Here is a 24,615-nt window from a genome sequence, read left to right on the forward strand (position 1 = left end):
CCCCCGGCAGTTCATCCCTGCCGGGCCTGCTCGACCTCTTGGCTACGGACAAGACACTAACCCCAGCAACCCCCACATGTCTACCTCCGCCACGACAGATTTCCTGTGCGCACTGACAGTGAAGCCCTGGCATCCACAATGCTCACCAGTTGCAGCGAAGCACGCCCCCGAGCGTGTGAGGGCCGCCGAACGGGCAGGTGGGGTGGCACGACACCAGAGGCGCGACCGATCACAGACCGGGCGTTCTCCATGAACAGCACCACCGACTGGGCCGACCTGGCTGCGCGGGCACCCGGATCTCCCGGGCCAAGTTCTTCCTCCACCTGACGATCAAGACCGTGATCTGTGCCAGCACCCACTACCTGCTCGATGAAAGTCAGCTGTTAGAGGTCGTGGACGAGACCGGGGACGACCTGAAGAAAGGCACCGCCACGGTGGGCGGCGAGCACCCGTACACCGGAACCGCCGGACGCGTCGAGAACTGCCGGGTCGCCGTTTACCTTCGCCTACTCGACCCCGTTCGGACACGCGGCATTCGACCGGGAACTGTACGTGCCGTGCTCCTGGACGGGGTTGTGGCCCGCTGCTGCGCGGTCCGTGTCCCCGGACCGTCGGCTTCGCCTTCGAAGACGCGCTCGCCGCCCGCCTGGCCCGACATGACACGGTGACGGCGCCTTGCAGGATGCGGCGAGAGAGAAGCCGTCCCGCAAGGCATCGCGAACCGCACCCAAGAGCGGCTGGGAGTTCAGCCCCCGGCCACGGCCGTCACCCACACCGCGGCGATGACGGAGCCCGCGGCAATGACCAGTATTGCTGTCCGCATCGCCGGCAACCGGCGCGACACCGCCCACCCGGGGGCACAGCCGCACTCCTCGCAACCGGCGCGGTCTCTTGTTGCGCATGACGCGGTGTTCCTTGCCTGCTCCAGCCGACGCTGACTGGGGGGAAACCTGGCAAAAGAGTCGACCATCAGCCAGTACGCACCCAGAAGGCCGGCCGGAACAGCAGGATCCAAAACGCCGTCGCCCTTCTCGCACTGCTTCATGGCCGACGCAACGAGCCTCTTACGGCGAAGGAACGGCGTCGTCCACCCCCGACCGCCTCATCCGCCCTTCAGCGGGATGGCAACACATCGTGATTGACCGCGAAGCCTCGATCCCGCCGGCCACACCCGCCCGCCCCTCTCGAAAGAGCTCTCCACACCCACACCCCTGCCCGCTGGATCTCGCCTCCGGGAGAGCTTGTCACCCGCACCGCCGACGCGGCTGCTGGCCGAGCATCGTCCCGTAACCGCCGATCGACTGGCCAGGCTGAGGGCCGGACAGCTGGATGCACTGGCTGGGGCAGGCGGCTGCAGGTGCCAAGAATTGGGGGACTGCCCAAAATTGGGAAGTCCCGCTCACCCGTGGGCTTCAACCCTCGCCAGGGTCAGATACGGATGCGTGACAGCCAACCGCCGGGCGCCCTCGGTGTGTCCAGCTCGCCTTCCAGCTCCCGGCACCGGTGCTCCTCCTCCTGGCGCTCGCGTTCGTGAGCTGGGGTCTGCTGCTGGGCTGCGACGGCCCGGCTCTGACAGTGCTCACACATCTGCGGGTGCGATTCGCGCGACCGGCTCCAGTCCCGTACGTCGACCGCAGCCCACTGGTCGTCAGTAAACCGGCGCCCGCACTCCGTACACACCGGCCGCCGGGCTTCCCGCACAGCCGATTCCCGTGCTGTGCGGCGGCGTTGCTCTTCTCGGGCTTCTGCGCGGCGGCGGGCGAGGGCGGCATCCCGGCGGGGGTTGCCGATCGCCTCCAGGAGCGGCTCGCGGTGGTCGCGGCCGAAGCGCCAGAAGGCGGGCCCGGCCGGGCCGTGTTCGCGCATCAGCTCCAGCGTGGTCGCCACGATGGGGATGCAGCCGTCGTAGGAATGGAAGCCCACCGCGCGGTGCCATCTGCCTTGCCAGCGGGGGCGGGTGAGATCGGCGACCTTCGCCATCTGGCTCTTGGCGGGGCGCTTGCCGATCTGGTGGAAGACGAGCAGGACTGGTGGGTGCACTCGCTCGTATCCCTCCCATTCGGGGGCGGACCAGCGGGTGCGCCACATCGGCTTCTCGATGCCGTCGGTGTCCTTCTCCTTCCGTTGGAAGAACCGCATGTACTTGTCGAATTTCGCGGCGATGAGGGGTGGTTCCTCGGTGCAGTTGTCGACCTCGATGAACAGCAAGGGGCGTCCGAAGTCCAGGGCCCGGCCGCGGCGCTTGAAGCGCCAGGCGGACAGTACCGGCTCGATCAGCTCCCAGCGGGCATCGGACAGATCACTCGGATACGCACGGCGTTCCCTCATGACCTCGGCATACCGCCGCCCGGGGGCGTGCGCCCAGGCGTGCGTCCTGGGGAAGCGAAGCACGGAACAGACCGGGGCGTCCTGGAATGAGACAGATGTAAGCAGCTCTGCCCCTCATTCGTCACACCACCCACCTCGCCAGAAGAAGCAGCCCCTCCAGCCTCAGCAACAGCACATCGAGCGGCAGACCAAACTAACTCAGAACACTGCACTCAGGAGGAAAACGACCTCTCAGAACCCGTCTTGAAACCCTCCGTTGCGCAGTGGACTGGGCTGGAATGATCGCCGGATGACCTCATCGGTATCCGAGTCCCGGGCACGCATCGAGACCTGGCTCGCACGAGAGGCGCCCCGCACGTTCGCAGCACTGGAACTGCCGGCACAGCACTTGGACATCGCAGCGGCCGAGGAGATTATCGGCCAGCCGCTTCCCGCGGCGCTGGTGGAGTCGCTGCTGCGGCACAACGGCACGGGTGACGACGTCCTGCTGCCCCCGTTCTGGCGTCTCCTCAACGTGCACCTCATCGGAAGCGACTGGCAGCTGGGCATGCAGATCTACCGCGATGAACTCGAGAGCGCTGAGGAGGAGGGCGACCCTGACGACGACTTCGGGCCGTGGTGGCACTCCCACTGGATCCCCTTCGCCACGGACGGCGGTGGTGACACCCTCATCGTCGATCAGCGTCCATACCACCGCCACGGACGCATCGGAGAGGCCGACCACGAACAGGGCACCCACTTCAGCCCCCATCCCATGTGGGCATCGCTCCCGGCCCTCCTGGATGCGACAGCTACCGCGCTGGAGACCGGAGAGGCGGTCGACGGCTACCTGCCTGTCGCGGTCGACGAGACCGAACTGGACTGGGAGATTATCTAAAAGTCGCTAACAAAGCCGTTGGACGTGGCGATGAGTAATCAGGCAGGCAGCGAGGCTGAGGAAGGCTTCGTGGATGTCATCGCGCCGTTCCCAGCGGATGCGGAGACGGCGGAAGCCATGCAGCCAGGCGATCGTGCGCTCGACGACGTAACGGAAGATGCCCAGGCCAGAGCCGTGTGGCTGGCCTCGTTCGGCAATGACTGGGCGGATACCGCGGTGCCAGAGCAGACGGCGGTACAGGTCGTAGTCGTAGCCGCGATCAGCCAGCAGCGCGTCCGGCCTTCGCCGGGGCCGGCCGACGCGCCCGGCGACAGCCGGGATCTTGTCCACCAGTGGCAACAGCTGCGTGACATCGTGGCGGTTGCCGCCGGTCAGCGACACCGCGAGCGGGATGCCCTGACCGTCGGTGATGACGTCGTGCTTGCTGCCCGGCCGTGCCCGGTCGACCGGACTGGGCCCGCTTTTGGGCCCCGTCGAGCGGCCCGGACGTGCGAGGAGTCGATCACCGCCCGCGACCAGTCCAGCTGGTTCTTCGAGCGCAGCTTCTCCAGCAGGACGACGTGCAGTTGGTCCCAGACGCCGGCCTCATTCCAGGCGGCCAGGCGCCGCCAGCAGGTCATCCCCGAGCCGAAACCCAGCTCCTGGGGCAGGTACTCCCACTGGATGCCGGTATGCAGCACGAACAAGATCCCGCACAGCGCCTGCCGGTCCGGCACCCGAGGTCTGCCCTCCACCAGCTTCGGTCCCGGTTCAGGCAGCAACGGCTCGATGAGCGACCACAGTTCATCCGACACGATCCACGGCCGCGACTGACATTTCGCCACAACCAGACCAACGAGCCGACACGCCAACAGTCACATGATCAACCGCTCTTGTTAGAACCAGTTAGCTGATCGAGCTCTCTGTCGTAGTACCCAGCATGATCAAAGAAACTAGGCCGCTGGTGACCATGAGGACGACGCAAGCGCCGATCACTAGACGGTGAACACCAGCGGAGCCCGGGTCGGTCTTGGCTGCAAGCCGGGCCACGACGACGGACAGAGCGCCGATGACTAGGGGCGTGGCTGTCGGATCGTGGGCCAGGAGTTGTAGCACGAGAGCCATGGCCGCGAACATGCCGAGTACAACCGCGGCAACAGTACGCCGCCCCCATAGGCTCACGGGCGGGAGGACAGTGGAAGACATATCTGCGGCTTCCTTCCAAGAGGGGGTGGAGGGTGGTGTGGTGTCCGTCGGCCTGGCGGGCCGACAGACACGCTCACAAACTGCTAGGTCAGGATCCCGCAGAGGGCCCGAGGCCGACACAGACGGCTTGGATCGCAGCAGGAATGCAACAAGCGCGGTCTGAACAGCACGTTAGTCGAGCCGCGGGCTGGCCCGACAATGGTGGCTCGACCTCAGATATTCTTGAGGCTTGCGCGGCCCTTGCCTTCCCAGTCACCGGTCAGCGAATGCTTCTTGTCGATCCTGACCCCGAACCCGCGGTAGACCATGCTGCCCTTCCAGATGGTTTGGGCATGGGCCTTGCCACCCGACACCCACGGGCGGGCGTCCTTTTCGTCGATCGCCACAGCGGCATTGTAGTTCTTCAGACCCGAACCACTGCTGTAGACCTTGTCCACGCGTTGACGGGTGGCCCGGTATTTCACCCAGACCGTGAACTTCGTGATGGTTACGCCCATGATCTTCGACTTTACGCTGTTCTTAACGCTCTCGCGCCAGTGAACGATCCGCGGTGACCCGCTGCGGGCGACCGTCGTTTCGTTGATGAACTCGACGTCCTCGTTGTAGCGCGTCACCGTGCGTCCCTCGGCCCTGCTGCGGAGGCCACTACGGGCGCTGTCCTGGCCGCTGTTGAGGAACGCCTTGAAGACCTTCTCGTCTTGCAGGTAGTTGACGAACTTGGTCTGCTTGGCCTTCGACATGCGGTCGAACGTGCCCAGGACCTTCTTGGCCTCGGGACCATCCTGTTGCTTCAGGTAGGCGGTGTACTTGGCCGGCGTCAGCTTGGAGGCCTGGGCGTCGACCGTCGCCGTGCCAGGCTGGGGCGAGTCTGCGGTGGCCGATGCGACCGGTGCGAGTACGGCTGCGACGGCTATCGCCGCCGTCAGCGCCGTTCCCGCGCGGCGGCCTATAGTCAGGTTCTGGTGCATGCTTCCTCCGTAGCGGGGGTTGGCACGCGCCTAAGCTGCTGCGGCTCGGTTGCCCCCGGGCCGCAGCGGCGCGTGTAGTGATCACACAATCATGAATACAGGTCACAGCCTGCATTGTTGAGCAAAGCGTGAGGTTCCAGGCCCAGTTGGGTCAAAGTAGGGTAAAAGCTCCCGATCTCCGGGAACCCCGCGCCCTCAATACGCCTCGCACCCCGGCGCGGTACTCCTCGGCCAGCCGCAGCCTCTCAGGCGGCAGAAAGCACGAGAACCGCGTTCAGGCCTCCGAAGCCGCAGGAGGTGGACACCGCCGACGCCGGCGATCTCCGACCCGGCCTCCGCCTCCGGGCTGACGGCGGCGCGGCGCGGCAGCCCGGATCGAGCGCGGGAAACCCCGAGACGAGTCGCTAACTAAACCCACGGCCGGACCCGTCCGGGTGCGACTTGCCACGGATGGTCTCCGATCCGGCCGATTCGCGATCGCCATCGAGAGGCGGGCGGAAGGCATAGATGTGTGACGTGGATGCTGCCGGAGCCGATGCTCGCCGAGCCGGTGGCCAGCCCTGTGCTGCGGCCGGGCTGGGCAGCCGAGCCGAAATGGGACGGCTTCCGGGCAGGAATCTCCCTCGACAGTGGCCGCGCCGTGCTGCGCTCCCGGCGCGGCACTTCGATGGCGGCCGCGTTCCCGGAGGTGGTGGCCGGCGCCGATCAGCTGCCTGATGCGACGGCATTGGATGGGGTTATGTGACCTGTGCGGGTGTCTCAGCCCCAGGGTGTCTCAGGTGGCGCACCTCTGTAGACGAGAGGCGTTCGCCGCCGATGGTTCAGGGAGCCGAAGAAGGAACAGGGCCGTGCGGCCGTCAGCGCGGCACAGATAACCTGCGCGAATGAAGCGGATTCAGCGGGCCGCTGGCGCGGTCGTCGGCTCAGCGGTGGGTGACGCCCTGGGCGGCCCCTTCGAGTTCGGTCCCCAGGGAGCGTTCTCCGCGCGGTTTCCCGCGCCTGGTGCCGGTGGCGAGATGTGCGGAGGCGGTGGCTGGGACCCCGGCGAGGCCACTGACGACACGCAGATGGCCGTGCTGGTCGCGGAGTCGCTGCTGGAGCAGGGCGGACTGGATCTTCCGGACATCTTCGCCCGCTTCCAGCGGTGGGCAACATCAGACCCCAAGGACATCGGCCTGCAGACCGAAGACGTCCTGACCAACGGCATGCCCTGGGACCTCGCCGCCGCGATCCATTTCCAGGTCAATCAACGAGCGGCCGGAAACGGCTCCTTGATGCGTGCATCGACCTCCGCAGTCCACTTCACGGCCGCCGGCCAAGAAGCCACCATGGACGCCGCGCGCCGCATCGCTGCTCTCACCCACGGTGACCGCGCGGCCTGGGAAGGAACCGCGATCTTCCACGAACTCATCCGCGTCACGTTCGAGGACACCGACCCCCTCACCGCGCTCCCGGACATCCTGGCTCATGTCCACCCCGACCACCGCAGCCGCTACGCCACCGTCCTCTCGCCCGACTGGCACCCCGATCAGGCAACCGAGTTCAACGGTGCCGTCTGGCCCTGCCTGGGCTCCGCCGTCTGGGCCCTGCGCACCACCACCAGCTTCGAAGACGCGATACGCGCGGCAATCGACCTCGGCGGCGACACGGACACCGTCGCCGCGGTCACCGGAGGCCTCGCGGGGGCGTACTACGGGCTGGACGCAATCCCCGCCCGCTGGACCCAGCCACTCCATGTCCCCCTCCCAGGCTTCGACGGACGGGTACTGCACCTAGCAGATCTGCTCCACCTCGCACACCGCCTCGGAGGCTGAACCGGGTGCTGCTCTGCGACGGCACTCTCCAAACTCCAGCCCTCAGCAGCAGTCACCTGACCAGTGGCTCCGCAAGGAGGACGACTCGATCGGCTTCGACATCGAATCCGAGCACTGGATGACCATGGGCACCTTCCGGATGCATCAGCACCGGCTTGCCCAACCGCCGCCCGATCTCCCGCAAGAAGCCGCAGAACACATCAAGTCGCTCCTGCCCCTGCAACTCGCGCAGGTCAACGTCGAAATCGATCTCCTCGTCTGAGTAGAAGCGGAAGATCGCCAGCACTTCAGCTCTCAGCCAGACACGCAGGTTCGGGCACTCAGCATCCGCCGGTCGAGACAGCGCAGCCTCCGCCCGAGGCAGAGGAAGCACCCTCTCTCCTTCGGAGTACTGGCACTTCCTGCCCCTCTCCACGACGAGGTCCAGCACGTCCTGCCAGTTGTGCCCCGAGGCGTCAGGGACACTCACGTCCGGTAGCGATCCCATCAGGTCCGGATCGAAGAAACACTTCACGTCGTCCCACAGCAGATCAGCCACACCGTCATACTGCCCGGCGCCCGGGCTGAAAGCAGCCCTGTTCCGCTGATCAAGGGCATAGAAGCCACCGCAGGAGTAGAGGCACGGCAGTCATTCCGGCGGCAGCATTCAACGCGTCACAGGGAGGGAGGCGACGGTGCCGCCCTGGCGGAGAGCTTCGCGCAGGGTGGCGTTCTCCGCTTCGAGTTCGGCGTTCCGCAGGCTGAGCGCCTGGATGTAGTTGGCGTAGGCGGCGATGGTGGCGCGTGCCTCCCTCTGCTCGGCAGCGTGTTGGGAGCGCAGCGTGCGGTCCGCCTTCTTAAGGCGTGCGATGTCCGCGGTCAGGGTGTCGGTCTGTGGTCGGGGCGCGTCCGGTGTCCGGAGCAGTCCGGTGATGATCTTCGCCAGGGGTGAGCGGTAGTAGGTGGCGCGCGAGATGCCCGCTTCCGTGCACAGCATGGAGACGGTCAGGGCGCCGCTGGTGTGTTCGGGGGTTCCGGTGACGATTCGCTCGAAGGCGTGGAGGACGGCCTGGTCCGTACCCGGTCGGATGGGCACGCCGGCGTGTTCCAGGGCGTGCCGCAGCCGCAGCGCGGCGGAGTCATCCATGCGTCGAGGTTTCCGGTGCGGCGCGGAGTTCTGCGATGGCGTGGTCGAGTTCGGCGATGTGAGTGGTCAGCGCGGCGGTCTGGAGGCGGGACAGTCCGGTCGGGGCGTCGAGCGGGCGCTGGGCCTGGGCGCGGGCGGTGGTCAGGCGGGGCAGGTGGACGCTGGAGCGGCGGGCATTAGGGCAGGTCAGGCACATGGTCAGTAGCGGCAGGGGCCGGCCCGTGTGCTGGGCCCGCTTCGCGCAGAGGGCGGAGGAGGGCTGGTAGAAGCAGTCGTTGAGGATGCCGGGGTGTAGGGTCTTCGTCAGGTGCTGGAGCATGGTGCGCAGCCGGGCGGGGCTGGCGACGATGCCCGGCAGATCGCCCAGCTCCCGGCGGATCCGGGCGAACTCGGCGTTCACGCGGCCGGCGGCGCCTCCGCTGGTGCGATGGCCGTCGTTCCAGTCGCGGTAGAGGTCCTCGACGTAGTCCAGCTGGGCGATGGCGCGTTCGGCGGCGACCTCGGCGGCAAAGCCGGAGGCGGAGGTACCCGCGTAGCCTTCGAACAGAGCGAGTTCGGCGTGCTGGTACTGCCGGGCGCCCGCGACTACGCCGAACGGCTGGTGGGCGATGTGCCAGGCGAGGGTGCGGCGGAACTGCCGGGTGCTCAGCCGCCACGGCACGGGTTCCTCCTCCCCTTCCTCACCCTCCGGTTCATCGTGAGCGGGCGTGTCGTTATCCGGCGCCGGTACTGCCGTGTGAAGCGGCACGTAGGGGGCGTCCGGGGTGCTGAACAGCTCGTTGAGGTGGTCACGGAAGTCGTTCAGGCGCTTGTTGACCGAGCCGAACAGGACGAGGCTGTTGCTGGTCATGCCCTTGTGGCCGAACAGGTGGGTCGGGTCGTCGTTGACGGCCGTGAGCAGCGCGACGGCCTGGTGGACGATGTCGAGCACGACCCATTCGGCCTCCTCACCGGTGAGCTTGCGGCCCTTGAGGACCCTGCCGCGCAGCTTGTGACGGACACGGCCGTCCGGACCGTTCTCGGTGAACGCGCAGTCGGGGGCGAGCTCCCGGACTTCGGCGTCCCTTATTCCAGAGAGGTAAGCGATCACGATCCAGCAGGCCGTGCGCAGCTGGACCAGTTCGGTGGCCAGTTCCATCGGGCCAAGGCCCGGCCGCCAGGGGCGTCCGCTGCCGGGCCAGATCGACAGCGCGGTCCGCAGGCCGCCGGCCTGGTAGCCGAGCTCGGCGGCTGCCTCGGTGAGGTACCGGCGGACCTCGGCGGAGACGGACACTCCGGTCATGCGGGCGACGAGCGCGGTGTTGGGCGCTGCGGAACTCCGTCGATCACGGGGATACTCGGGCGGCGGGGGGCCTGGCGGCGGGGCAGGGCGGGAATGCCGCGACCGGTGGCCCGCAGCTCGGCAACAAACGCATCGATCCGGGCCCGGGCTGAGCCGTTGCCGCGGAAGGGCCGCGGTGTCTGGTGAGCGGCGGTCAGTTCGGCGAGTTCGCGCTGCGCGGCCAGGATGTCGGGGCCGGCGGTGGTGACGTAGAAGACGGCGCCTTTCACGAGCGGAGCGATGATCTCCTCGGGGATGCGCTCGGTGGTGTTCTCCGCGTCGCGGATCACTCCGGCCACCGCGTGTCCGGAGCGGCCGGGCCAGGGGTTGACCAGCAGCCGGTCAGCGGTCAGGAACGGCCCATGAGCGAACAGGTGCTTCACGGCGGTCACTCGCAGTGCCGCCTCCTCCGCCGAGACGGTCTGCCACCGCTCCAACGCGGCATGCAGGTGATCCGGCGTCACGTCACTCAGGCGGCGGGCACCAACCGCCTGAAAGGTGGCGATGACGGTCCGGGCCTTCTGGAAGGCCCCGAAGATACCGGTGAGTTTCATTGGGCCTCGCCGGACCAGGGAGGAATTGCCGCGCCGCAGACGGGAGTAGAGATATTCCCGCAGCACCAGGGCAGTGACCGGGTCGGCAATCGATGGGAACACGATCGTGCGCTCGCTGGTGCTGCGCGGCAGGAACGGGCCCATGTCCCAGACAGGGTCGGCGAAGCGGGACCCCGGCCCTGGATGACCCGCGGCGGCCAGCACATGGTCGGGCAGCACAGGCGCGTCACCCGGGACCGGCGCAGGTCCTGCCGGCCGATCCGGACCGGGCTGCTCGACGGAGGCGGAAGAGGGGGTCGTGGGAGTCATGTCAGTCCCTGAAGGATCTGGCCCGGCAGGTGCAGGGCCGCGTCGTGGCTTTCCGCGATGAGCCGGGCGGTGGCCTGCTGCTCGCCGGTGAACTGCGGCAGGATGCCGGTGGTGATCCGCTCCCACGCCAGTGCATAGCGGGCGTTCCACTCCAGCACCGTCATCTCCTCGCGCTGGGTGCTCAGGAATCCGGCGAAGTTGAGAATCGCGGGCAGGTGCCGGGTGGTGAACACCGCGTTCGGGCACTCCAGACAGCCCCACACCGCCACCGGGCAGCCGGAGCCCGGGCGGCGGGCGAACGGTGAGGTGTAAAAGTCACGGCAGGACGCCAACCACACGTCGCTGTCCCCGGACAAGGCCACCGCAACCTCATCGGGAGGCACCTCGGCCGCCGAGGTGTCCAGCCTGCGGCCCTGGTCGTCGAGAACGACAGGCGCTTCCAGCGCGGCGTCCAACGCCTCGCGCAGGCCCTTCTCGACAGCCTCCTCATGCAGCGGACGGTGCGCGTCGATGTCGGCGTAGTGCTTGGCCGCGACCCGGGGACTGTGGCCTTCGGCGAAGTCCTCCAGCAATCCGCCGGTCTGCCGGTAGCGGCGCGATTTGTAGCTCTTGCGCAGCCGCCGCAGGTTCAAGACCGCGTCCTCGCCGGATGCCTCGAACAGCGAGGTGAGCTGGTGGCGTTCAACGAACGCCTGCTTGACCGTGGCGAGGGTGGTGGCCCGGTGACGACCGAAGGTGGCAATCACCCGCCCGTCGCGCAGCGCGTGTGTCCACAGCAGATCCGTTCCGGTCAGGCGGCGGCCGTTCGCCGTCAGCCGCACCGCAAGGCGGATCAGCCCGCCCGGCTGGTGCACGGCGCCGCCGTCGGTCACCCGCAGGGTTTTGCGGGACTGGCCGTGGGCCCGGTTCTTGACGTAGGCGATACTCACATACCCGCGGGCCGGGTTGATCAGGCAGTCGGCCGACAGCCGACACGCGGCTTCCGGCTCCAGGCCGGTCTGGCACATCAGCAGCACCACGAACGCCAGCACGTCGTACGCCGTGAGGAAGAAGTGGCTGTTGAGTCTGCCGATCCCGCCCAGATCCGTGATCTTGTCCATGGCGCCGTGCTCCGCGCGCAGTGCTCCCGTCAGCGGTCCGCGGTGGGCGACGTACCACGCCGCGTTCTCCTGGGTCCAGCCGTGCCAGCCCCCGCCGGCCGGGTCCCGTCCGACCGCGGCCAGCCGCTCACCGGCCAGCATCCGGTCACGGGTTGCCCGCACGTCGGCCAGGGCCGCAGCCTGAATCGCCTCGAACAGCGCATCCGGGTATGCGTCCAGCGGCCGGCCGCGGCCTTGACCGACCTGGACCGTCGTGAAACCCAGCCGGGCCTGCATCGCCGTGCCAAGCCTGTCCGCGTGTTCCTCCTGGACGAGCCGCAGCAACTTCACCAGCTGCTGCATCCGCAGGTACGGCGTTGTGCTGGAATCCCCGTACCGGGCGACCAGGCTCGTCTCGAAGGAATCCAGAAACTCCGGGCGCAGATCCTCCAAATCCAACTCGCTGTGCGTGTCCCCGGTCTTGGCCAGGTAGGTGACGAACTCGGTCAGCGTGGACGCGTAGCTGTCCGTCGTACCCACGTACTTCTGGCGGCTCTCCACTCCGGCCAGTCCCGCCAGCGCCCGGGCCAGGTGCCGCACCAGCCGAGGGCACGCCAGCGCAGAGAAGTCGTAGCACCGCTCGACCCCGCCGGAGAACCTCGCGGTGAACATCACCGGACCCACCGCCGGGACCACCTCCGGCTCCAGAGGCATCTCCTCCGGCGAGGGGAACCGCACCCGCCGACTCACGATGCCTCCCCGGCCCGCTCCAGCGCCTCGCTCTGCGCGTCCCACTCGGCCAACGCGGCCAGCACGATCTCCTGCGCCTCATCCAGCACGTCGAGATACACGTAGACGGTGGCCTCGCGGGCATGTCCGAGGAGCAACTGCAGGGTCCGCATCGGATTACCGATCAGAAGCCGCCGCAGCTCCGCGTGGGCGAGCGGCCCGTCCAGCCGACGGCCCAGAGCCCGGACCGTCTGGCGCAGCAACAGCCCCAGCATGTACACGGCATAGGTGTGACGCAGGGTGTGCGGGTGCACCTCGACATCGATCCCGAACGAAGCGCACCGCGCGTTCGCCCGCCGGAACACCGCCTGCCACGCGGCCGGCGCCAGCGGCCGCCCGTCATCGGCCAGCCACAACCACAGCGGTTCCCCAGTGCGCCTCACCAGACGTCGCCGCTCCGCCGGACCGATACGCCCGTACGGCCAGCTCCGGGCACCGCCGTCCAGCACCAGCGCATACCGGCCTGTGCGGATCACCGTCCAGTCCGCAGACGCGGACGGGAAGCGGCCCTGTGCCATACAGCGGGCCACGATCGCATCCCGCTCGACAGCTATGAAGTGGTGGAACTGGCGCACCTTGCGCGGCGGAAGGAACACCCGGCGCCCCTTGCGCCGTTTCGCCACCGCGCCCGCCACCCTGAACTCCCCCAGCTTGCCCGGCGGTGGCACCTCAGGCACCAGCAGACATGACGCCTCACCCAGCCGCATCCCGCTGTGCACAAGACCGTCGGCGAACAGGGCGTTACGCTCGCCGTGCCGCCCTCGCCACGCTGGATCAGCGCCGCCTTCCGGCAGTTCCCCGCGCAGTCCCACGTCCCGAAACAACAGGTAGTCCTCGAAGGAGACGAACCGCAACGGCTCGTCCTCCGGATCTTGCTCCATCTCCGCGTTCACGTGGACACGACGGGGGCCGGCAGGCGTCATCACCGTCTTGTCGACGTACCGGAACGGCGCCCGCTTCAGCAATCCGGCATCCAGTGACCACGCCACCCACTTGTCCAACGCCGCCACCGACCGGTTCCACGTCCCCACCGACACAGCACCCGGCCCGTCACACCACAACCGCACTCGCTTGTAAGCCCGCAGATCATCGCCGTCGCACGCCCAGATCGGCTTGCCATGTCGCGAGTTCTCCAGGAACCGGACGAAGAGCATCACGTCCCGGGCGTATCCCAGAACACTGTTCTCTGCACGCACACCCCAACTCGGCAACTCCCGCAAAAAGCGGTTCAGTTGCAGGTCATACGACCCGTCCCCTGCCAAAATGAACGGATGACCCTCGCGGACACCTACACGGTCCAGCACAGCCACCGCGCCGGCAGGACCCAGGCAGCTCTCCGAACGAGCCCGGCTCGTCGTGCACAGATCCGCGATCACGGCACCGCCCCCATCCCGCTCGTTGACGTCGAACCCGTCCACCATCCCGAAGCCGAAGCACAGGCGCCTTATCTCCGCTCAGGAACCACTCACGCTGGTGATCTGCCGACGGACAAGAGGCTGTTGATGAGACACATGTGGTAGCTCACATAAACGGCGAGCTGATCGTGTGGGATGCAGGCCGACTAGCCTTCGAGCGGCTGCAAAATCGGCTGCACCGGCGTGGTGCCGGGGCGGCGCAGGCCGCCGTCCAGTGGCCGGCACACTTCGTCGCCTTCGATGTGACACGTCTGTCCGGCACCGACACGACCGCGTGGCCCTACAGTCGTCGGCGCGCTGCGTTGGAGCAACTATTCGCCGAACGGCAGCTGGCGGCGCCGTGGGCGCTGTGTCTCTCGACGACCGACCCGGCCACCGTGCGGGAGTGGCTTACGTGGGCGGAGGTCGGGATGGAAGGCCTGGTGTGGCCAGGGTTTAAGGCTGACCATTTGACCACGCCGTTCAGACACTACGGCCACCAAGGGCGAAGAGGTCGACGCCCGCTCGGAACAGATCAGCGTCCTCGGTGTACGAGCGCGTTCGTCCTACCAAGCTAGGGGCACGCCCCCTGCGCTAAGCACTCGAATCCGGCGCGGCCTGTGGGCCTTCGAAGGCTGGCAGCAGGATGTTCTACCGGCGCCTCAAGAAGACCCACCCGACATCGTGTACGGGCTAAGGCGTCAGCGCTCCGGCTGTCCGAACCACTGGATCAGAGAGTCGACCAGCTCCGCCGGGGTCGGCGCGTCTGTTGTGGGGAGTGCGGCGTCCTGGGCCGTGCGGGCCCAGCATATGTAGCCGTCAGGTCGTACGAGGAGCGCGTCGACGACGTACCCCGACACCGATACCTGAGAGGTGCGGACCACATCGACTCGGTCGGTCCACGGCACCGCCACTGCTGCATGCCGCCGAAGTAGTGGTCCATGACGTCGCTGTGCTCCTGTTCTGTCGGTGCATTGCCCCCGCCGGTAGGACTCAAGGCTGCTGCGCGAGCAGGCGGTCTCTTTCGAGGTGAGATCGCTATAGAGGACGAGCGAGATCGAAGTTTGCACGGGTGCTGTTGCCGCTTGCCACCCCACTGGAGCGGGCCCCTGGCAGAGACCGACGGTCAGGCGGTCTCCGTCGCCCGTCGAAGGGCTTGACGCCGCAGGGCGGCGGGTCTTGGGTTGGGGCCACGTCCAGAGCAGGGGGGGCTGGCCATGGAACTGCTCAAGGTCGCCGACCGGCTGCCGCAGTGTTCACGCTGCCGAGGCAACCTCATCATGAGCGGAGTGGCGCCGCAGAACGACGTAGCCGGGCGGCCGATCCACCTTGAGTTGTGCCCGGCCTGCGACACCGGCGACGCCGACCGTCCGGCGGCTGGCCTGTTCGTCCAGTGGTTCGCCGACGGCGGCGGCCATGACGAAAGCCGCGTCCAGGAGGGCGCGCGCCTGCTGGTGGAGTGGACGAAGGAGCACATGGCTGCCCACGGTTGGTACTTGCAGGACGCCCCGCCCGATCAGCCCTGAACGCCGTCTGTCGGCCGTGGCGGCAAGGTGATGGCCGATCCCAATCGAGGGAGGCGATCCGGAGTGCTGCACCGATGAGTGACAGCCGATGTGCTTGGTGGACTTCGGTGCCGGGTGGATCTCCGGGGCGAGCATCCGCCAGGCGTTGACGCTGTAGCGGGCGAGGATGCGGGTGGCGAACTGCTCGCGGACCTCTGGGCCTCCGAGGGCGCGGGCGGTCGCGGACTGGGCGACCAGGAGGACGTGCATGCGGACCTGGCGGCCCATGTAGAGGATCTCGTTCAGGGCGTCGACGGCCGGGGAGACCTTGGGATCGCCCGACTCGCGGGTCCGCTCCCAGTAGCGTGCCAGCTGCTTCATGGTGGCGTTGACCTCTTCGAGGAGGATCAGCAGCCGCGGGCCGATGGCGTCCGGGCGTTGATGCCGAGTTCGTCGGCGAGGCGCACCCGCTTGCGGCCTTCCATGCCGAGCTCGATGAGTTGGTCGTGGATGTCGGCGATGTCGCGGCAGTAGGTGACACCGGGCAGCCCGTTCGTCAGGATGGCAATCGCCCGCCTCGTCCACTACCGCTTTTGGCAACTGCCCGCCACCGCAGCGTCCATGGGTGGCCCAGGTCGGCATCGGCCTCTCCCGGGAGACGCCGAAATCCTCAGCCTCGACGTGCTTTACGAGTCGGACGTCTGCCGATCACATTCGGTGACCACGGCTTGCCAACTAACCTGCTGCCTCTTGCCAACTACGCAGCGACACATCCGTCACACCCAGCGACAGCCTGCGCCGCTATCTGCCAACAAGGCTGCGTGGTCACAGGAGAACATCGCGGCCAGAAAGCCCGCAATCGCCCCAACTGTCCGGCGCGGTCGCTACAACGGTGAGAGGGATCAATCTGGGTGGGGGTTGTATGACCGCACACGAAGAAGCGACGGAACGCGCAAAGCAATACGAAAGGCTCGCCAGGATGTGGCCAACCTTGACGGAAAGATCGTTTCCTGGACTTCCAGTCAGGAAAGGCCCAACCGGCGAGACCGAGCTATCGCGACTACTACATCATGAGGAACAACTGAGATGCTCACTCGCGAAGAAGCCGGAGAGCGCGCCGCCGCATTCCTGGCGGACCGCAGCAAGGACTGGATTTCTTCAGACGTCCGCATCATCCCCGAATACTGCTTTGTCGAGCAGGGGCGCCTCATCGCACCATACGACCACTGCGACTATCTGGACCGCGGCAAGGAAGACATGCAGCTTGCTGGGAACCTGCCTGTAGCCGTCGAGATGGAAACGGGGAAGTGCATGTTCATCTCGTGGGACGAAGCGGATGACTTCATGGAACGCGACCTGCTCTGAGATGCGTTGCTTGCTCGCTTCCATCCGTTCGGCGAGCAAGTAGGTCACGTTGCGGCTGTGTCGTGTTTTAGTACTGCAACGGTGCTTGCCGTGACTGCTGGCCAGGTCAGGGGCTGTGTCCGCGTCGTTTGTAGTGGCTGGTGCGGGCCTGGTGTTGTCGATGTCGGCGCCAGGCCGACCAGCACTTCGACGTCGTCGCCGGAGCGCTCGACGTAGCTGACGAAGTGGAGGCAGTCCGCGCACTCGTAGTCCGGGTTGGGCGCCGGGACATTGGGGTGCGCGGTCTGGACGTGCAGGCCGTACAGGGCGCTGGCCGATTCCCGGCTGGTCGTGCTGACCGGGTCGGTGGCGGGGACGGCGTGCCAGCCCAGCGCGAAGCGGAAGCAGGTCGTGCACGGCGTCTCCTGGAGCGTGGAGGCCACGTCGACGCACGCGTTGAGCAGCTGCACGGCCAGGCGGCGGCCTTCCTCACTGTCGGCGACCCGGGTCGGCTCGATCAGGGCCGCGCAGCGCAGCACGGTGGCCGCCCAGCGGCCGTCGGTCATCGCAGGCGTGGCGACGTCGGGGCCCACCGCACGCATGGCGGAGCGGATGATTTCGGGGAGCACGCGGGTGGCAGCGCGTTGGCTGTCGTCGCGCTGTCCGCCGGCGACGGTCTGCAGGCCGACGGCGACGTAGGAGGCAAGCTCGCACTCGGTGAGGTGCGGGGTCCACACTAGCCGGTGGCCAGGTCTTCGCTCACTGCTGCCAGCGACTGGTGGAGATCTTTCGTCGCCATGGGTGCGACTCTACGACGGTGGCCCGAGCCGTACAGGCTTACGATGCGAAACGGCCCGTCCCCGGCAATTCCAGTACCGGGGACGGGCCGTTGTCGCTTGCGCAACTACCCGAGCCAGGTGATGGTCAGGACGGACAGGCGGCGCAGGGGCTGGTTGACCCAGTAGGTGAGGGACAGTTGGCCGACGGACGCGTAGCGCACGTCCTCGCCCTCGGAGTCGTCAGCGTTCCACTGGCGAAAGCCCCAGGGGTCGGCTGCGGCGGCGTCCAGGACGTTCCACACGGTGTCTTCGGCGTGCTCGGGCAGGGTGTCGAGGACCTTGGCGGCCGGAGCGGAGAAGCGGACCGCGTACGGCTGATGTCCGGTCACCGCCGCCTGCCCCGCAGCTCCGCCACGTCGATGAACTCGCTGTCGTCGTAGCCGGAAGCGACGAACGCGTCGACCGCCGGGGCGGAGGCGATGCGGCCCTGCCACTCCTGGACGGCCTCGTACAAGGCGGCGAGGGAGAACGTGCGCCGTGATTCCTCGAGGGCGGCCGCCCAGTCCCGCTCGAAGGCCGGCACCCACGTGCTCGCGCGCTTGTCGGCGCGCAGCTGGGCGAGGAGTTCGGCCGGAGCCCCGGGCGCGGGGGCGTACGGCGTGACGGGTGCGTGGTCGGGCTGCGCGCTCATCTGGTCCTCCCGGCGGGTCGTCACCTCACGGTACGCGCGCCGGGCGGTGGTGGATGCGGGCATGGGCAAATCCCTAGTGCCTTCGGGCGGCGCGGGGCAGGCGACGTGTCCCCAGGGGGACGAAACGCCCGCCCCGTGGAGCCTCACGGGAGCGGCTCCTCCAGACTCGCCGCAGCCGAGTCGGCCCAGTCCCTGGTGCCAACCTTCAGGTGGGCCACCTTCTCCCGGATCAACGCATAGAGCGGAACCTGTCGTGCCTCGCTGGATTTCATGTCCGCGCATCGCCCATGGTTCCAGGCTTCTTGATGGTCAACGTCAGCCTTGCACGGATTCAACGACGACCGTCGGGGCGCACGGCCTGGCGCCAGTTGAGATCCCTGTCACCCTCCGTCCGGGTAGGACTTGCCACGGAGGGTCTCCGATACTCGCCGGGCCGGTGCCCAGCCCTGCCCTTCGGCCGGGCTGGGCAGGCGAGCCGAAGTGGGACGGTTCTCCAGACACTCAGATGTGTCTCAGCTGCGCGGTGACGCTCATGGCCTTTCGAAGCGGGGCACGTCGATCGGCTGCAGATCCTCACGGAGAGCTGGTACCCATCACGAATTCGTAATGCGCGGTATTCAAGGGCTCCCGCCCCAGGACCTTCTACCTGGGTACAGCGGTAGCGGTGCGATGGGTGCCCTCATTGGGGATGGCGAACATGGTCGCCGTTTGAGTCGCGAGGGCGGCGGCAGCTGCCACGGCGAAGGCCGCTAGCCCAAGGGGCGGCGGGGCGAGGGCCAAGGCGAGGAAGAAGACGCGGGTGCGGCCAGGCCCATGATGAGGCCGTCGAGGACGGCGGCGGCGTGCGGGCCGTGGGTGCGGTGGGTGAAGACGGCCATCACAACGCCGAACACCGGGAAAGGGGAGAGGAGTCCGGCCAGGTGCGGGCCGATGACCGGAGCGAGAGCGATGATGCCCATCACCACGCCGGTGGCCACGGTCATGCGCAGTGGGAGATCCCAGCCGGGCGGGCTCGCCGCGTCGAGGAGCTTATCGGCGGCGGGGCCGGTACGCGCGGCTGAGCGCGAACCCGACGACCAGTGCGGCCAGGCCCAGCAGGAACGTGGGGACGGCGGGCCAGTTCAACAAAGACAAGACGGCGGTGGCCACTGCGAAGGCGATGCAGCCGGTGGTGAAGGCGGCAGGGATACCGCGGTGCGCGAGGCCGCGGTAGGCGAGGGCGAAAGCGAGTTGGGAGATGGCCCCGGCGAGCATGCCGACGGCGGCGTGCCCGGCGAAGTCGTTCCCGTGGTCGGTGGCGAGGAAGAAGTCCACGAGCAGTGGAACGGGATCCATTGCGAGCGGTTCCCGCTGGCTGAGCGCCCCATCGCGATCGCTTGGCATCCGCTGACACTGGACGGCGTGCAGCGCTCCTGTCGAAGGGCCCCACCGTTCGCGGTGGGGCCCTTCGACGTGTGTGGTGCCTGAGTCAGCCGCGTCGGAGGGGGGCGACCGGCTGGGGGCCCGGGTAGATGTGGTCAGGGGTCACGACGCGGGTGACCGCCTGGCCGAGGAAGGCGCTCGGCTCCTTGCCTTCGGTCAGGACGTCGGTGTTGAGGAGGATGACCAAAGTCGCCTGTGCCTCGGGGAGGTAGACGACCAGGCTCTCGTACCCGAGGGTGGAGCCGTCGTGGCCGATCCAGCCGTTGACGTCGAAGATGCCGAGGCCGTACGAAGCGTTGGGGATGCCGATGGGCTGCATGTCCATGCGTTCCGCCTGGGCATCGGGCGTCAGGACCGTGCCCGTGGCGAGTGTCCGGGCCCAGCTGCTCAAGTCGTCGAGGTCGGAGATCATCGCGCCGGCGGCCCAGCCCCAGGACGGGTTCAGGTCGGTGGCGTCCTCGATCTTGCCGGAGGTCGTCTGGTCGGTGTAGCCGTGAGCGTGCGGTTCCGGGAGCTCCGGGCCGGTCGGGAAGATCGTGCTGCTCAGCCCGGCGGGTTCCAGGACCTGGTCCTTCATGACGTCCTGGAGAGGCCGGCCGGTGACCTTCTCGATCGCCAGGCCGAGGAGAATCAGGTTGGTGTTGGAATACTCGAACCGCGAGCCGGGCGCGAACTGAATGCCGTGCTTGAAGGAGTAGTCGAGCAGCTCCTGATGCGTGAAGGGCTTCGTGGGGAGCGTGTCGAGCTGCTTGTTGAAGTCCGGATCGTTGGCGTAATTGTAGAGGCCGCTGCGCATACCGGCCAGTTGTCGCAGGGTGATGCGCTCGCCGTTCGGAACGCCGGAGACGTACCGGTCGATGGTGTCGTCCAGGCCCAGGTTCCCCTGGTCGACCAGGCGCAGGAGCGCGGTGACGGTGAATGTCTTGGTCACGCTGCCGATGCGCATGTTGAGGTTCGGGGTCATGGGCGCGCCTGTCTGTTTGTCGGCGACGCCGAATGCCTTCACATAGCTGCCCTTGCCGGGGGCCGACAGACTCACGATGGCGCCGGGCACCTGGGTCTCGCGCATGGTGCCCCGTACAGCCTTGTCGATCTTCGCGGCAACGGCCGGTGTCAGCTCGGGGAACTCGCCCTCGTCGGCGTGTGGGACGGGGGCGGGAGCGGGGGCGGACTGGGGCGCCGTCGAAGCCGTCGCGGACGCGGAGCCTGCCGCTGCCGGTACGAGGAGGACACTCGCCGCTGCGACGATCACGCAGGCCCTGGGCAGCCGTAGCCGGTGGGAATTCATGGCTCGCCCTCCTGTCGTTCAGGGACGCGGGCAACATCACCATGCTAGGTCGGGGCTCCCCGGGCCGCTCTCTGGAAGGCTCCGGCAATCCGCCCCCACAGAAGTCATCGGCAATCAGGTTTCACCGCGTACGGTTGCCCCTTTGCGTCGCGCGGCCAGCAGCAGCTCCGTGCCGCCGACTCCCGACGCGAGATCGACGCCCCTGCGCGGGGCGCGGGCGCGGCCGGTGGGGTGCGCGGGCAGGACGAAGCTGCTCGGCCACCACGACAGGAGGTGTTGCCATGCATGCAATGTCATCGAGATCTACGCCCAAGACCGCACGACCATCGAGGAGTTCGAGGCGACCGTGGCCTCCTACGAGGAGATGATCGAGTTCCGGCGAATGTACCGCAGCCCTCACTACTTCGCCCGGATCGCGGTCGCCGACAACGTCGCCTACGAAGCCTTCGTCATGGACAAGCTCACCGGGCATCCCGCCGTACAGCGCCTGGAGTCCCGTCTGACGATGAGGTCAGGACGGCGATCGAGACCCGTCGGCGGGAGCGGCCGCGAACCCGGATGACGGGCGTCTGCCCGCGTCGGGCCCAGGTGCGGGCGATCGACGGCGTCATCGAGAACCCGGACTCGTCCTCGAAGAAGATCCAGGCACCGAGCGCCGCCGCAGTGCTTCCACCAGCGGCCAGGTCTCCTTCACCCAGCCGGTGATCGCCGCATCGTCTCGCTCGAGGGCCCGTCTGGCCGGGATCTGGCAGGAGAAGCCGTGCCGGATCAGCAGCTTGCGCACGCCCTGGATGGTGTAGCTCTTAAGGGAAGCGACGGCCGATCACAGCCTTGACCCGGGTCAGGGTCCACCGCTGATCCGGCCAGCCATGAGCCATGGGCCCCTTGGCCAGCTCCGCTTCCAACTGCGCGAATTGGGTCTCGCTCAGGCGCGGCGGGGAGGCCGAGCCGGTCGAGCGCAAGGCCCGCAGCCCGCCCTTGGCCCAGGACTTCCGCCAGCGTTGCACCGACCAGACACTGACCCGCAGATCCTTGGCGATCGCCGAGCTCGGCTCATTGCAGCCGAACCGCTCGGCCGCCGCCTGCCGGATGCCCTCGCGAAACTCCCGTCGCTCATCCGTCAGCCCGCCACCCTGCGCATACCTCATGACAACGGCGTACGGCGAGGATCAAGGACTGCCAGCAGCTACGACACCATGAGTTCTGACTCAGTAGCCGCAGCACGGTGCTGCGGCTGGTCGAATCCTTACCCGACCCGGAAGTTCCCGCCCCGCGTGTTGTCGGCGTTGATGAGTACGCCACCCGCAAAGGCCGCCACTACGGGACCGTCCTGGTCGACGTCGAAACCCGACGCCCGGTGGACCTGCTGCCCGCCGGGAAGCCTCCAGCCTGCCCGGACCCCTAAAGGATCATGTGGGATCGGGACGATCCGGCCAGTCGTCTAGGGCAGCAGCCAAGTGGTCACGCAGCGCCGGATCGCCGACCTCGGCCGCCAGCCGGTAGGCGATCGGCCCCACCTGCCACCCTGCGTGATAGTCGAAGGGCGGCGGCGGCCCAGCCGCGTTGTGAGCAAGCTTTGCCACCAGCTCCGCGAGCCGGAAGTACAGGCTTTCCGCGGCCGTGAAGGGCTCATTCGGCGCGAGTCCACGCCGACGGATCTCGTCGAATACGGCACCGCCCGTCGGCCATAGCGTGCGGTCTGCCGCGAGTGCCACCGCGGCCTCGATCTCGACGGGCTTGCCCAGATGCCCCGCGGCGGCCTCCACAACCTTGCCCGCCCACTCGACCGGTACCCGCTGCCGTTCGAAAAGCGAACGCCCCCACTGGGCCAGCCAGTCCGTGCTTCCACTCATTTCGCGATCATGCCAATACCCGGGCCAGCCGACAACCAAGTTCCCCATGGGCCCTCATGCTCATGCTGTCGTCGTACACGAAGCAGACTCAGGCCGACCAGCAAGATCGACGCTCATGTCCACCGCGACTGTCGGCGACCCCCACCCACGTACTCACGCAGAGAGTCGCTTAACAGCTTGGCCCGCACCTGTTGCACGCGTTCAGCTAACGGCTGCCTCAACAGCCTTGCCTACCGGCGCGTCGCCACCGATCAGCTCCGGAGTGCGACCAGCTGACCTCGGTTCGTCGAGCAGGGCGACCAGCACGGAAGCCACATCGTCGCGCGTGACGTCCCCACGCCCGGTGGACTCGGCGAGCGTCACGAGGTTGCTGCTCGGTTCGTCGGTCAGCTGGCCCGGCCGCAGGATGGTCCAATCGAGTCCGGGCCTGCTTCGCACATCCGCGTCGGCCGTCAGATCGCGCTCCGGCTGGAGAGGCTGCTCGCCGGGCGTGGGGACGAGGTCGTGGGAATCATCCGTAGGCCGGAGCAGGCGGGGCGGAGTGAACCCCTTGGTCCCGGGGTTGCGTTGAACGATTTCGAGGTCGATGCCGAGGGTGGCGGCGTGGCCGATGAAGTGCTTGCGGTAGCCGCCGTCGACCCACACCTTGCGCAGGCCGGGGTGGTCGGCAGCGGCCTGTTCCAACAGGGTGCGGCCTGCGGCGGAATCCTGGACGCCGGCAGCGGTGACCAGGACTGCCAGAAGCAGGCCGAGAGCGTGTCGGTGATGATGCTGCGCTTGCGGCCCACTATCTTCTTGCCCGCGTCGATGCCCTGGCTGGCGGCGGGGACGCTGGTGGAGGTCTTGATGCTCTGCGCGTCGATCACGCAGGCCGACGGGTGCTTGTCGCGCCCTTCCTGCTGGCGTACCAACTCCCGCAGTAGCCCGTTGAGCTGGGCGAAAATGCCGTCCTTCTGCCAGTGGGCGAAGTAGCCGTAGACCGACTGCCAGGGCGGGAAATCGTGCGGGAGATACGCCCACTGACAGCCGGTGCGGTCCACATACAGGATCGCATCCATGATCTCGCGCTGGTCATGCCGAGGTGGGCGTCCGAAGTCCAAGGCCCGGCCCACCTTCCTGGCTGATCGCTCGGATCCTGAACGCCATCTCCACGTGCGGAGCGACAGGCCCATCCGGCTCGATGGCGACGAGATCATCGATGTCCCTGTCTGCAAGAACCATCTCGCGGGCGCCGGTCACGACCGCTTGCATGGCCATGGCCGCCCGTTGCACGTCCCGCGGCAGAACCTTGAGCGGCGTCTCGGTCCACACCGACATCGGGTAACCGGCAGGGAATCCGATGCCCGCGGCGAGATCGGTCGCATCCCGGACCGGCACCAGGACGCCAGCACCGTAGCGCTCCCAAAAACGCATCTGGTACGTGGCCCACTGCGGCGATTCCCCCTGTGTGCACGTCAACCGTGCCAGGGCGTGCGCGGCTCGCTCTGCCTCGTGCAGGACCTGATGGGGCACGCGCACCTCGGCGTCGAGGCGCAGATCAAGGCTGATCCGGCTCCGGCACTCGGCCGGGACATCCCGCATCCGCTCCTCGGCCGCAGCCCGTAGCCGGTGGGTTTGGTCGGGAGCAGCCAAGGCCGCTGTGGATGCGCCAAGACGCAGTGGTGGTCAGTAGAACCCTGACCACCACCTGCGCCATGGAGCATGGAAGAGCTAGCCCCTGAACCGCCGGACAGCCACAAAGGCGAGACAAGCCACTATCAGCACGGCCCCCTCAGCCATCCAAACAACTCCGACACTGGCACCGCTGACAGCGGCGATCGCAAAGCCGATACCGGCCAATGCGAAGAGCGCGGCGACAGCAATGGCTCTCGCCCTGGTTGAGGTAGACATCAGAAGGCGTCCTTGAAGAATTGCCAGGATGCTCCCGCCGCACCGATTGACACTCCCGCTTCAGCGACGGTGGGTAGACAGCCTGCTACGGTCACGCAC

Annotated in this window: 24 protein-coding genes and 5 pseudogenes; 8 read left to right on the forward strand and 21 right to left on the reverse strand. The window is 67.6% G+C overall.

Going from position 1 to position 24,615, the window contains the following annotated elements; all coding sequences use genetic code 11:
* Window positions 1-389: 389 nt before the first annotated feature.
* Window positions 390-570 (forward strand): annotated as a pseudogene (locus tag ACIBCK_RS37050) (transposase); the annotation flags it as partial.
* Window positions 571-1,428: 858 nt separating this feature from the next.
* Here the strand turns inward: ACIBCK_RS37050 and ACIBCK_RS37055 are convergent.
* A complete protein-coding gene (locus ACIBCK_RS37055) occupies window positions 1,429-2,328 on the reverse strand; it encodes a hypothetical protein (RefSeq protein ID WP_399397527.1) in 900 nt (299 codons plus the stop codon).
* 289 nt (window positions 2,329-2,617) lie between these two features.
* Between ACIBCK_RS37055 and ACIBCK_RS37060 the strand changes: the two genes are divergently transcribed.
* The gene (locus ACIBCK_RS37060; RefSeq protein ID WP_399397528.1) at window positions 2,618-3,205 is read left to right on the forward strand and encodes an SMI1/KNR4 family protein; all 588 of its coding nucleotides are present in this window, start codon (window positions 2,618-2,620) and stop codon (window positions 3,203-3,205) included.
* Between the two features lie 6 nt (window positions 3,206-3,211).
* Here the strand turns inward: ACIBCK_RS37060 and ACIBCK_RS37065 are convergent.
* Both ACIBCK_RS37065 and ACIBCK_RS37070 read right to left on the reverse strand, forming a co-directional pair.
* Window positions 3,212-4,029, reverse strand: a pseudogene (locus ACIBCK_RS37065) (IS5 family transposase).
* 573 nt (window positions 4,030-4,602) lie between these two features.
* Entirely contained in the window at window positions 4,603-5,358 is a 756-nt protein-coding gene (locus tag ACIBCK_RS37070) for a hypothetical protein (protein ID WP_399397529.1), read from the reverse strand.
* Window positions 5,359-5,878: 520 nt separating this feature from the next.
* On the opposite strand from ACIBCK_RS37070, the gene ACIBCK_RS37075 reads away from it, so the two are divergent.
* Both ACIBCK_RS37075 and ACIBCK_RS37080 read left to right on the forward strand, forming a co-directional pair.
* Window positions 5,879-6,103, forward strand: coding sequence for a hypothetical protein (locus ACIBCK_RS37075; protein ID WP_399397753.1), 225 nt, complete (start codon window positions 5,879-5,881; stop codon window positions 6,101-6,103).
* 139 nt (window positions 6,104-6,242) lie between these two features.
* Complete coding sequence (locus ACIBCK_RS37080; RefSeq protein ID WP_399397530.1) at window positions 6,243-7,172, forward strand: ADP-ribosylglycohydrolase family protein; 930 nt, start codon at window positions 6,243-6,245, stop codon at window positions 7,170-7,172.
* Window positions 7,173-7,224: 52 nt separating this feature from the next.
* On the opposite strand, the gene ACIBCK_RS37085 is transcribed toward ACIBCK_RS37080, so the two are convergent.
* The 6 genes from ACIBCK_RS37085 to ACIBCK_RS37110 form a co-directional block, all read right to left on the reverse strand.
* Window positions 7,225-7,710 carry a hypothetical protein gene (locus ACIBCK_RS37085; protein ID WP_399397532.1) on the reverse strand — a complete coding sequence of 162 codons (486 nt, stop codon included), beginning with the start codon at window positions 7,708-7,710 and terminating at the stop codon, window positions 7,225-7,227.
* Window positions 7,711-7,818: 108 nt separating this feature from the next.
* Window positions 7,819-8,298, reverse strand: a complete 480-nt coding sequence (locus ACIBCK_RS37090) for a hypothetical protein (RefSeq protein ID WP_399397534.1) — start codon at window positions 8,296-8,298, stop codon at window positions 7,819-7,821.
* On the reverse strand, window positions 8,291-9,580 hold the full coding sequence (locus tag ACIBCK_RS37095; RefSeq protein ID WP_399397536.1) for a hypothetical protein: 1,290 nt from the start codon (window positions 9,578-9,580) through the stop codon (window positions 8,291-8,293). The genes ACIBCK_RS37090 and ACIBCK_RS37095 overlap by 8 nt, the downstream gene beginning before the upstream one ends.
* On the reverse strand, window positions 9,577-10,392 hold the full coding sequence (locus ACIBCK_RS37100) for a hypothetical protein (protein ID WP_399397538.1): 816 nt from the start codon (window positions 10,390-10,392) through the stop codon (window positions 9,577-9,579). The genes ACIBCK_RS37095 and ACIBCK_RS37100 overlap by 4 nt, the downstream gene beginning before the upstream one ends.
* 86 nt (window positions 10,393-10,478) lie before the next feature.
* Window positions 10,479-12,275 (reverse strand): hypothetical protein, encoded by a 1,797-nt coding sequence (locus ACIBCK_RS37105; protein WP_399397539.1) that lies wholly within the window; start codon window positions 12,273-12,275, stop codon window positions 10,479-10,481.
* A gap of 32 nt (window positions 12,276-12,307) precedes the next feature.
* Window positions 12,308-13,771, reverse strand: a complete 1,464-nt coding sequence (locus ACIBCK_RS37110; protein ID WP_399397540.1) for a tyrosine-type recombinase/integrase — start codon at window positions 13,769-13,771, stop codon at window positions 12,308-12,310.
* A gap of 92 nt (window positions 13,772-13,863) precedes the next feature.
* Here ACIBCK_RS37110 and ACIBCK_RS37115 point away from each other — a divergent pair, with 92 nt between their 5' ends.
* Window positions 13,864-14,322 carry a hypothetical protein gene (locus ACIBCK_RS37115; RefSeq protein ID WP_399397542.1) on the forward strand — a complete coding sequence of 153 codons (459 nt, stop codon included), beginning with the start codon at window positions 13,864-13,866 and terminating at the stop codon, window positions 14,320-14,322.
* Window positions 14,323-14,445: 123 nt separating this feature from the next.
* On the opposite strand, the gene ACIBCK_RS37120 is transcribed toward ACIBCK_RS37115, so the two are convergent.
* On the reverse strand, window positions 14,446-14,841 hold the full coding sequence (locus ACIBCK_RS37120; protein ID WP_399397543.1) for a hypothetical protein: 396 nt from the start codon (window positions 14,839-14,841) through the stop codon (window positions 14,446-14,448).
* Between the two features lie 183 nt (window positions 14,842-15,024).
* On the opposite strand from ACIBCK_RS37120, the gene ACIBCK_RS37125 reads away from it, so the two are divergent.
* Both ACIBCK_RS37125 and ACIBCK_RS37130 read left to right on the forward strand, forming a co-directional pair.
* A complete protein-coding gene (locus ACIBCK_RS37125) occupies window positions 15,025-15,270 on the forward strand; it encodes a DUF6300 family protein (RefSeq protein WP_399397754.1) in 246 nt (81 codons plus the stop codon).
* Window positions 15,271-16,335: 1,065 nt separating this feature from the next.
* Complete coding sequence (locus tag ACIBCK_RS37130) at window positions 16,336-16,614, forward strand: hypothetical protein (protein WP_399397545.1); 279 nt, start codon at window positions 16,336-16,338, stop codon at window positions 16,612-16,614.
* A 44-nt stretch (window positions 16,615-16,658) separates the two neighbouring features.
* On the opposite strand, the gene ACIBCK_RS37135 is transcribed toward ACIBCK_RS37130, so the two are convergent.
* The 6 genes from ACIBCK_RS37135 to ACIBCK_RS37160 all read right to left on the reverse strand — a co-directional run bounded on the left by ACIBCK_RS37135 (window position 16,659) and on the right by ACIBCK_RS37160 (window position 20,773).
* A complete protein-coding gene (locus tag ACIBCK_RS37135) occupies window positions 16,659-17,330 on the reverse strand; it encodes a hypothetical protein (protein ID WP_399397547.1) in 672 nt (223 codons plus the stop codon).
* A gap of 167 nt (window positions 17,331-17,497) precedes the next feature.
* Complete coding sequence (locus ACIBCK_RS37140) at window positions 17,498-17,761, reverse strand: hypothetical protein (RefSeq protein ID WP_399397549.1); 264 nt, start codon at window positions 17,759-17,761, stop codon at window positions 17,498-17,500.
* The gene (locus tag ACIBCK_RS37145; RefSeq protein WP_399397756.1) at window positions 17,758-18,063 is read right to left on the reverse strand and encodes a DUF6247 family protein; all 306 of its coding nucleotides are present in this window, start codon (window positions 18,061-18,063) and stop codon (window positions 17,758-17,760) included. Before ACIBCK_RS37145 ends, ACIBCK_RS37140 begins: the two co-directional genes overlap by 4 nt.
* A 749-nt stretch (window positions 18,064-18,812) precedes the next feature.
* On the reverse strand, window positions 18,813-19,046 hold the full coding sequence (locus tag ACIBCK_RS37150; protein ID WP_399397551.1) for a hypothetical protein: 234 nt from the start codon (window positions 19,044-19,046) through the stop codon (window positions 18,813-18,815).
* A gap of 46 nt (window positions 19,047-19,092) precedes the next feature.
* The gene (locus ACIBCK_RS37155; RefSeq protein WP_399397552.1) at window positions 19,093-19,398 is read right to left on the reverse strand and encodes a hypothetical protein; all 306 of its coding nucleotides are present in this window, start codon (window positions 19,396-19,398) and stop codon (window positions 19,093-19,095) included.
* Between the two features lie 133 nt (window positions 19,399-19,531).
* A complete protein-coding gene (locus ACIBCK_RS37160) occupies window positions 19,532-20,773 on the reverse strand; it encodes a serine hydrolase domain-containing protein (RefSeq protein ID WP_399397554.1) in 1,242 nt (413 codons plus the stop codon).
* 142 nt (window positions 20,774-20,915) lie between these two features.
* Between ACIBCK_RS37160 and ACIBCK_RS37165 the strand changes: the two genes are divergently transcribed.
* A complete protein-coding gene (locus ACIBCK_RS37165; protein WP_399397556.1) occupies window positions 20,916-21,335 on the forward strand; it encodes an Lrp/AsnC ligand binding domain-containing protein in 420 nt (139 codons plus the stop codon).
* A 45-nt stretch (window positions 21,336-21,380) separates the two neighbouring features.
* On the opposite strand, the pseudogene ACIBCK_RS37170 reads toward ACIBCK_RS37165, so the two are convergent.
* The 5 genes and pseudogenes from ACIBCK_RS37170 to ACIBCK_RS37190 form a co-directional block, all read right to left on the reverse strand.
* A pseudogene (locus ACIBCK_RS37170) lies at window positions 21,381-21,921 on the reverse strand (winged helix-turn-helix domain-containing protein).
* 261 nt (window positions 21,922-22,182) lie between these two features.
* Complete coding sequence (locus ACIBCK_RS37175; RefSeq protein ID WP_399397557.1) at window positions 22,183-22,626, reverse strand: hypothetical protein; 444 nt, start codon at window positions 22,624-22,626, stop codon at window positions 22,183-22,185.
* 201 nt (window positions 22,627-22,827) lie between these two features.
* A pseudogene (locus ACIBCK_RS37180) lies at window positions 22,828-23,076 on the reverse strand (NAD(P)H-binding protein); the annotation flags it as partial.
* A 90-nt stretch (window positions 23,077-23,166) separates the two neighbouring features.
* Window positions 23,167-23,798, reverse strand: a pseudogene (locus ACIBCK_RS37185) (IS5 family transposase); the annotation flags it as partial.
* Window positions 23,698-24,258 carry a lantibiotic dehydratase gene (locus tag ACIBCK_RS37190; protein WP_399397559.1) on the reverse strand — a complete coding sequence of 187 codons (561 nt, stop codon included), beginning with the start codon at window positions 24,256-24,258 and terminating at the stop codon, window positions 23,698-23,700. The gene ACIBCK_RS37190 and the pseudogene ACIBCK_RS37185, both read right to left, overlap by 101 nt.
* Window positions 24,259-24,615 lie beyond the last annotated feature (357 nt).

The organism is Streptomyces sp. NPDC051218 (assembly GCF_044455475.1).
In the GTDB taxonomy this organism is placed as follows: Bacteria; Actinomycetota; Actinomycetes; order Streptomycetales; family Streptomycetaceae; genus Streptomyces.